The 7,118-nt window shown below is 31.4% G+C and carries 8 protein-coding genes; 1 reads left to right on the top strand and 7 read right to left on the bottom strand.

Annotated features, from left to right (window positions below):
* Positions 1 to 124: 124 nt before the first annotated feature.
* The 4 genes from ACYSNM_RS13610 to ACYSNM_RS13595 all read right to left on the bottom strand — a co-directional run bounded on the left by ACYSNM_RS13610 (position 125) and on the right by ACYSNM_RS13595 (position 1,907).
* Positions 125 to 520, bottom strand: a complete 396-nt coding sequence (locus ACYSNM_RS13610; protein ID WP_461757422.1) for a hypothetical protein — start codon at positions 518 to 520, stop codon at positions 125 to 127.
* A gap of 315 nt (positions 521 to 835) precedes the next feature.
* Complete coding sequence (locus ACYSNM_RS13605) at positions 836 to 1,264, bottom strand: hypothetical protein (RefSeq protein WP_461757421.1); 429 nt, start codon at positions 1,262 to 1,264, stop codon at positions 836 to 838.
* A 277-nt stretch (positions 1,265 to 1,541) separates the two neighbouring features.
* Positions 1,542 to 1,718 carry a hypothetical protein gene (locus ACYSNM_RS13600; protein ID WP_461757420.1) on the bottom strand — a complete coding sequence of 59 codons (177 nt, stop codon included), beginning with the start codon at positions 1,716 to 1,718 and terminating at the stop codon, positions 1,542 to 1,544.
* A gap of 57 nt (positions 1,719 to 1,775) precedes the next feature.
* Positions 1,776 to 1,907: a hypothetical protein gene (locus tag ACYSNM_RS13595; RefSeq protein ID WP_461757419.1), complete on the bottom strand. Its 132-nt coding sequence runs from the start codon at positions 1,905 to 1,907 to the stop codon at positions 1,776 to 1,778.
* A 495-nt stretch (positions 1,908 to 2,402) separates the two neighbouring features.
* Here ACYSNM_RS13595 and ACYSNM_RS13590 point away from each other — a divergent pair, with 495 nt between their 5' ends.
* Positions 2,403 to 3,398, top strand: coding sequence for a hypothetical protein (locus tag ACYSNM_RS13590; protein WP_461757418.1), 996 nt, complete (start codon positions 2,403 to 2,405; stop codon positions 3,396 to 3,398).
* A 110-nt stretch (positions 3,399 to 3,508) separates the two neighbouring features.
* Here the strand turns inward: ACYSNM_RS13590 and ACYSNM_RS13585 are convergent, their stop codons facing one another.
* The 3 genes from ACYSNM_RS13585 to ACYSNM_RS13575 form a co-directional block, all read right to left on the bottom strand.
* A complete protein-coding gene (locus tag ACYSNM_RS13585) occupies positions 3,509 to 3,811 on the bottom strand; it encodes a hypothetical protein (RefSeq protein WP_461757417.1) in 303 nt (100 codons plus the stop codon).
* Positions 3,812 to 4,122: 311 nt separating this feature from the next.
* Entirely contained in the window at positions 4,123 to 5,769 is a 1,647-nt protein-coding gene (locus tag ACYSNM_RS13580; RefSeq protein WP_461757416.1) for a MutS-related protein, read from the bottom strand.
* Positions 5,770 to 6,025: 256 nt separating this feature from the next.
* Positions 6,026 to 6,871, bottom strand: a complete 846-nt coding sequence (locus ACYSNM_RS13575; RefSeq protein WP_461757415.1) for a hypothetical protein — start codon at positions 6,869 to 6,871, stop codon at positions 6,026 to 6,028.
* Positions 6,872 to 7,118 lie beyond the last annotated feature (247 nt).

Genomic DNA, 7,118 nt, shown 5'->3' with positions numbered 1-7,118 from the left:
CCCTTGAAAACTTCATCGGAGATAATCTTCTTTGTATCCATAACTGTCTAAATATTAAATATATAAAAAAATCTGCTTAGTTACCCAAGCAGATTTTTATACTTACACAGTTTATGGTACAGTGTCATGGAAACTTTTCTGCGTCTCCATTATAGCCATTTTTATATTCTAGCAATAATAAGGAATCACTTTCTAATACCTCTGCGTTTTCCGCATTAACCCAGATGCCTTTTAAAAAAACCTCTCTTTGTTTTGGCTCTATTGAAGAATTGAACACATAATAATTATTGATAACAAAAAACAGCCAATTTTCAGGTAACTCATTTCTTTCTAGAGCAAATTGCTTTTGTATTTTCCAAGCGTGGTGTAATTTAATTGGGGCATTTTTTTCAAACGCTTCAAATTCTTTTGTCCCATAATAGATAATGTCATTCTCTTGTAGAAATTTGCTTTGCGTAGTTTCGCAACTCACTATGGAAAGTATACAGCACAGTATAGAAAGTCCTATTATTTTTTTCATTTTATGATATGTTATTCTTACAATTCATATTACACTTTGACTAAGGTATTTTACAGCCATGTGTTTATTGCTTAGGCCATGTAGACCCTTTTCAAACTTTATATTTCTATAAAAGTACTACCCTTTATAGAGAAGTTCTAACTCACTTAAAGAAAGATCAAGCCAAGTTACACCTCGATACTTCGAATAGCAATACATTATACTACCTTTTCTTTTAGTGTAAACACGTAACTCAAATACTTCTTAACTAATCGTATAAAGACTATCTCATCTAGACCTTACCTCCATAACAGGAAGAACCCTATAAGATGTAAACTATTTATTTTTAAACTCTTGTACAAATCCTACCTTAGGTATCTGCAGTAGCATTTCTACATTATTATTATCCGCCTTCTTTATTTGCTTAGTTATCCCGTTTATCCAATAAGTACCTTCCATGGAATAATCCCCTGATTTAGCATTATATAAGATTACTTTATCCGAGAAAACATAGTAATCATTAAATATTACGTCTAACTCTAAATGCAAACTCTTAACTTCTGGGTTTTCATTAAAGTAGTAGGTAGCTAATAACTCTGCAGCTTCTTCAGTATTAATCTTTAAACTATCTTCTTTGCCCCTATACTCCTTGGTTCCATATTGATAATAAACATCAGGTTTTTTATCTTGACAGGAAACGAAGCTCACGATTATTATTAAGAATAAGCAGTTTACTACTTTTTTACTATACTTCTGATATGTCATTCTGCTGTTTTTGCTTTTATTAAATATTGTGCCATTTTTAGCTGCATTACATTCGTAAAATTAATAAACTTCTGATGTATATAGCCTATTTGCTAGTATATAAGTTCAAATACTTCTAGAAGTATAAAATTCAAATTAAGAACCATAAAATTTAGGCGATCCTTGAGCCCTTTAAACTAACCTTTTGAATAGTTAAACCAAGACTATATAAACCAACAATAAATTAATATTTTAAACATGCAGCCATAAACCAGATACATCTAATTTATTACTCTAATTAAAAATACCACTCTAAAAACGAATTAAAACTTTCCCATTGTTTATCTATGATCCCCTTATGGAAATTAGCTAACGATTCTCCTAGTTCTAATTCTATCACTGTACCATTTTCTTTATTATAGAAAAAACCATGCTCTGCTTCAAATGAATCTAAAGGAATAAACTGTGGCCCCAATTTTAAAGCCTCTAAAATATATTGCTTCTCTTCTAAATAGCCTGTATATAAAATGAACTATCCTATATGATATAATTCAATGCCTCTACCACTCATAAATGTTGGCGCATCTTGCTCGGCATGATTATAAAAGATATAAAAATCAGAATCCTTATCTATGGCTAACTCTTCTATTGTTCCTTCATACATTTCTATTGCTTACTCTTCCCACCAACCATTTTCCTTTAAATAAGTCTTTAATTTTTCTGATATCATTTTTATATTATTAATACACTATCTAAAGTATAATAAATCTTTTAAACTAAATAAAGAGTTAAAAATATTTCATACATTTAAATATCAACAACTTATACAATTCGCCTTCACCTTTTCTTCATTACTAACAATATGTAATTTAAATTTAAACGAAGCTATCTAATACTTAAAAGATGACATAAAGATGCTAGAATAGAATTCAAAACCCTCCTCCCAACTATTTAAAAAGTAACCCGAAAACTATTTAAAAAAATGAAGAAAATAGCTACACTACTTTTTCTCTTTCATCTTATATCTTCCTTTGGGCAAAAAAGTCCTGAGGTATATAAGTTTTCAAGTACAATTGTAGAAGAAATAAACAATGATACGCTCGCTTGGAAATATTAATTAGGTGCAGCGGAATTATCCTTTTCAGGCCACTACCCAGAAGTGCTAGCAACTTGGGATAAAAATGGCGTAAAACCACCCAAAACAAGTGTAAGAGATAGTTTGTATTTTGCAGAAAGCTACATAATAAATGCTAAAGACTACATCATAGAGCAAGCAAAAAGCAAAGAAATTGTCATTATAAATGAAGCGCACCACCTTGCTCTTCATCGATTATTTACCAAATCGCTACTCCAAGAACTATATGATAATGGCTATCGTTACTTTGGCCTTGAGGCTTTGTTCGATACAGAAATAAATCAGCGTAAATATCCTATTTTAGAGAGTGGCTATTATACAAAAGAACCTGAATTTGGTAATTTAATTACCGAAGCATTACGCATTGGCTTTACTCTTTTTAGCTATGAAGCGACTCAAGGCAAAAATAATACAGAAAGAGAAATTGAACAGGCCAAGAATATTCAAGATTTTATAGAAAGCGTACCTAAGGGTAAAACTCTCATCCTCTGTGGTTACGCCCATGTTTATGAAAATGAGTATCCTATTTGGGGAAAGGCCATGGCAGGAAGGCTAAAAGAAAATATGCAAATCGATCCATTGACAATAGACCAAACGATGTTTTTAGAAAGATCTAAACTAGAGAATAATCATTTATTCATGCGCCTAAATAACACCCAAGAATCTATTGTATTACAAGATAGTGATAAGCAAATATTCAATGGAACAAAAGGAAACAGCCAAACAGATATAGTTGTTATTCATCCTATGACACAGTATATTAATGATCGTCCTCACTGGCTCAAAGCAGAAAAAAAAGAACACTGGATAGAGTATCCTGCCACAAAAAAGAAAGGACCATTACTTATTTTAGCTTATAGATTAGGGGAATTTGAAAATAATGGAATTCCTGCAGATATAGTTGAAATTGGAGACCAATCCATAAGAAAACCACTTTATTTAAATAAAGGTGAATATACTATAGTAATCAAGGATAACAACTATACTATTGTCGACACCTATAGCATAAAGATCGATTAACTATCTACTTATAAATTGCAAGAAAAACAGAAAACATCCTTTGTCTACTTGGGTAATCCTTTTTTACAATTTATCATTCTAAAGTTATAACATTGATTGTAGATAAAGGGCTATTTAGCACTTGTTAGAATTTCAATATGAAGCCATATTCCAATTAAAATAAGCACTATACCTAGCACAATAAGAGTCCAAGCAATAAGCAAGTTAGAGCCTTTAGCCGCCTTTTCACCATAAGTGTTCTTAATCCACGTAATATTGGTAAACACCCCAGGTCCTCCTGTATCATACATCCAATCATCTCCTTTTTTAGACCAATATAAGTAGAATAAACCAAATAGTAACATCAAAATACCTGGTAGTTCAGGAATTAGTATAAGTAAGTCTAAAAACCAGTCATTTTCTTTTTTATTCATTGTATATATCTTAGTATAGCTTTAAAAAAACCGAAATAAAATTAATCAAAATTGCGGAATATTAGAGGTAAAACTATTAAAAAGGAGGAATAATTAAGTCTTATAAAAGCTTAAAAAAACATCCGAAGTGACATAGAAATTGCTATTATTCAACAATCGATTATTGAAGTCAAGGAAAGTATTCTAGATTATTATTTTTAATATTGGCGTATTGTAAACTATCTAAATTAGTAATTGCCTATCCTAGACCAGTGTAAAATACATTACATTTCAGTCCCTCCTAGAAACAGCTATTAGCTTCTATCTCTAGATTATACTACTAAAGTCTGTTTCACTTGGGTAGCTTCCTTTATGATAATAGATGGAAAATCTCTTCTTTTCATTAGTTCGATGGCATTGCCATGGCTAACAACCCCTCGCTTTAATTTATAATCATAAATTAATTCTCCGTTAAGCACTTTCTCATCAAAATAATACAAATCATATTGTTTAGACTCCAAATACTCCGCTAATTCTAAATCATGAGTGGAAACTAGTACCGTACAATATGCATTGTTTAAATAATTCAAAACCGCAACCCCACCAGATATACGTTCAATAGTATTGGTTCCCTTAAATAGTTCATCTAGTATAAAAAAACAATGATGATCCTCCTGTGAGGTATCAATTAAAAACTTTAAACGATTTAATTCTTCAAAGTAGTAGCTACTACCCTTACTTAAATCATCAGAGATTCTAATGGAGGTAAATATTTTAGAAAATGGAGCAGAGTAACTTCTTGCAAATACAAGCCCTAATGTTTCTGCAAGTATAGCATTGATTGCAAAAGCTCGAATAAAAGTAGTCTTACCCGACATATTAGACCCTGTTAGCATTAGACTAGTCTCTTTTAATATAAGATCATTACTAACCCCATTAACTAACAAAGGGTGGTATAGCCCTTGAATATTAATACTCTTTTCACTAGCAAAAACAGGGCTGCATAGATTGTCTGTTTCTTTGCAAAACTCTACCGTTGATATAGCGCAGTCTACCTCTGCTAGATAGCAATACATAGCTTTTAAATTGGCGTGTTCCCCTTTTAATGCCTTACGATACAGATAAAAGAAAAGGTATTCAATATTAAACAAGATTTTAATTAATTCTAATGAATACCAAATAATAGTTAGAAACTCATTACCTACAAAGCTACCACCTGGACTAAATAAAAAGGTTTTATTAACTATCCCTTTTATTTTCTCTATGTTAGCTTTTCTATCTACCAAGAGAGTTAACTGCTCGTTTTTCACTAAGCTACAATATACTGCAAACACTTTATTTAAAGCCTTTATGCCATTAAGATAGAAGAATATCTTTTGTTTGTTCTGATAATGGAAATACATGTTTATACAATAAAGCGGAAGCAAAAGGATTAATAACTTTGGATTAATCACTGCTAATAGTAAAACCAAGACTACACAAATGGAAGAAGCCATTAGAAGTCTAAATACGCCTTTGTCTAATACTTGGCTAGCTTGCTCTTTACTAAATAGACTCTCATAATAAAACAAATATTCCTGATCTAATTCTTTGAGAAGGTTCTTACTCTTATCCAAAACGGATAGATTCTCAGAAAAATATCCTTTTATCTTATTGAATTTAGCTAAAGACTCTACAGATTCAATAGTGCGCATCTTGAAATATAGATACTGCTGTCCTATTTTTGAATTAGTCCGATCGATAAACATATAGATATCTTCTAAATCTAAATCACTCCAAATTTCATCGGAAATAGACTGAAATGCGTTTGCTGCCTTATTATTTAGATAATACTTTCTTATTAGAGTAAAAGGATATTCTCTACTGCCTTGATTTATTTTCCTTCTAGAAATAGACGAAAATATAAAGCCGTTTATTTTTTTCCAGAAAATAAGCGAAAAACCTATTGCCAATAGAAATAACACTGCAACTGTACTCATAATTTTAATTTTCTACTTTATCTGATATAAGACTTCTATCACTTTTCTTTAAAGTTAACTCAAGCCTTCATTTTATTTACTCACACTAGCAAAAACCTCCCAAACTAGAACATACCCTCTTTAACTATAGCAAGATAGTGAAACACATAGTATATTGTAGCACAGCAATTAAGTTAAATAAAACCATCATGGTTTAATTTTCCAAATTACATTAGTCCTAACAAAGATTCTTTAGTTAGGTTAGGCTAATTTCATCTTAGTTATTCGTGAGTACCTTATTTAACTCTTGGTTGATATTAGCCTTGGTTAATCCCCAAGTATCCAGAACTTGCCATACATCGCTATGTGCATTGATTTGGTGTAAAGTTTCTACAAACTTATCTTTCCCCATAAGATTAATGACATATTCACAAATAAGAGCTCCTATAAGGTAAGGTACTGGTGTTTCATCATCTATATAAAACCTTTCATAAGGCTTATCTACATAATACCCATAGTCTACTTTATTGTCTTCTATATACTTGTTTAAGGCACGCTTATGCCACTGATAATCATAAAACCCACTTCCACCAAAATACGTAGCTAATCCCTCGTCTAAAATAGTAGGAATAAAAGGAAATAATTTTCTTGTATAAATATGGGTAATTTCATGGGTGTAGATCTCCGCATTATTGGCCGAATATATGATACCTCCCACTTCTGCAAGTCCTCCATTTTCAGACAAGTACATATCCGAAGTATAATCAAACCCTTTTATGTTGAAAAGTTCTTTTGCATCCACGCAGGAGTAATAAGTAATTGACAGTGGATCTGTATTAAAAAAAGAGAGTAACTTTTTAATATCCTTCTCTTGCTCTTGTACTTGACTAAGATTAACTGACCTATTCTCAGAAATAATGTACTGCACTCCCCCACTAGTAAATTTGTTCCAAGTTGCTGTAGCAAAATCAGTATAGGAGCTAAAGTAGATTTGCTCCTTTGAAATATTTACCACAATATTATAAATAATTCTAAGTAGGTTTTCTTTGGTCTGTGGATTATGTCCAATGTATGCGAGTTTAGCTATTTTTTTGGTTGGATCTTTTGTTGGAAGGAGCTCCATTAAGGTAGGTTGATAAAAATAAGATCCTAATCTCCCTTGTTCTACCCCTACTATTGACCTATACGGGGTAATAAAAGTCTGAAAATCCTGTGCGTTCCAAAACGCATTGTTATACAGATCTTGTTTTGACCCCTATAAACCTAGAGTATTTTTAAGTTTTTAAAGTATAATGTTTTAGGCTGCTTTTTTCTTGGTTAAAATCAAGTGTTTGTCCATTTCCCATTTCTCCATTGGAGTGATTTTTCCA

The organism is Myroides sp. LJL116, from assembly GCF_054871685.1.
Note: the sequence above shows the minus strand (reverse complement) of the source record. Positions and strands in the feature narration are given on the sequence as shown.

What these genes read in the sequence shown, in the direction of transcription:
- ACYSNM_RS13610 (WP_461757422.1), bottom strand. Translation starts at nt 520, where the DNA reads ATGAAAAAAATAATAGGACTTTCTATACTGTGCTGTATACTTTCCATA.
- ACYSNM_RS13605 (WP_461757421.1), bottom strand. Translation starts at nt 1,264, where the DNA reads ATGACATATCAGAAGTATAGTAAAAAAGTAGTAAACTGCTTATTCTTA.
- ACYSNM_RS13595 (WP_461757419.1), bottom strand. Translation starts at nt 1,907, where the DNA reads ATGTATGAAGGAACAATAGAAGAGTTAGCCATAGATAAGGATTCTGAT.
- ACYSNM_RS13585 (WP_461757417.1), bottom strand. Translation starts at nt 3,811, where the DNA reads ATGAATAAAAAAGAAAATGACTGGTTTTTAGACTTACTTATACTAATT.
- ACYSNM_RS13580 (WP_461757416.1), bottom strand. Translation starts at nt 5,769, where the DNA reads ATGAGTACAGTTGCAGTGTTATTTCTATTGGCAATAGGTTTTTCGCTT.
- ACYSNM_RS13575 (WP_461757415.1), bottom strand. Translation starts at nt 6,871, where the DNA reads ATGGAGCTCCTTCCAACAAAAGATCCAACCAAAAAAATAGCTAAACTC.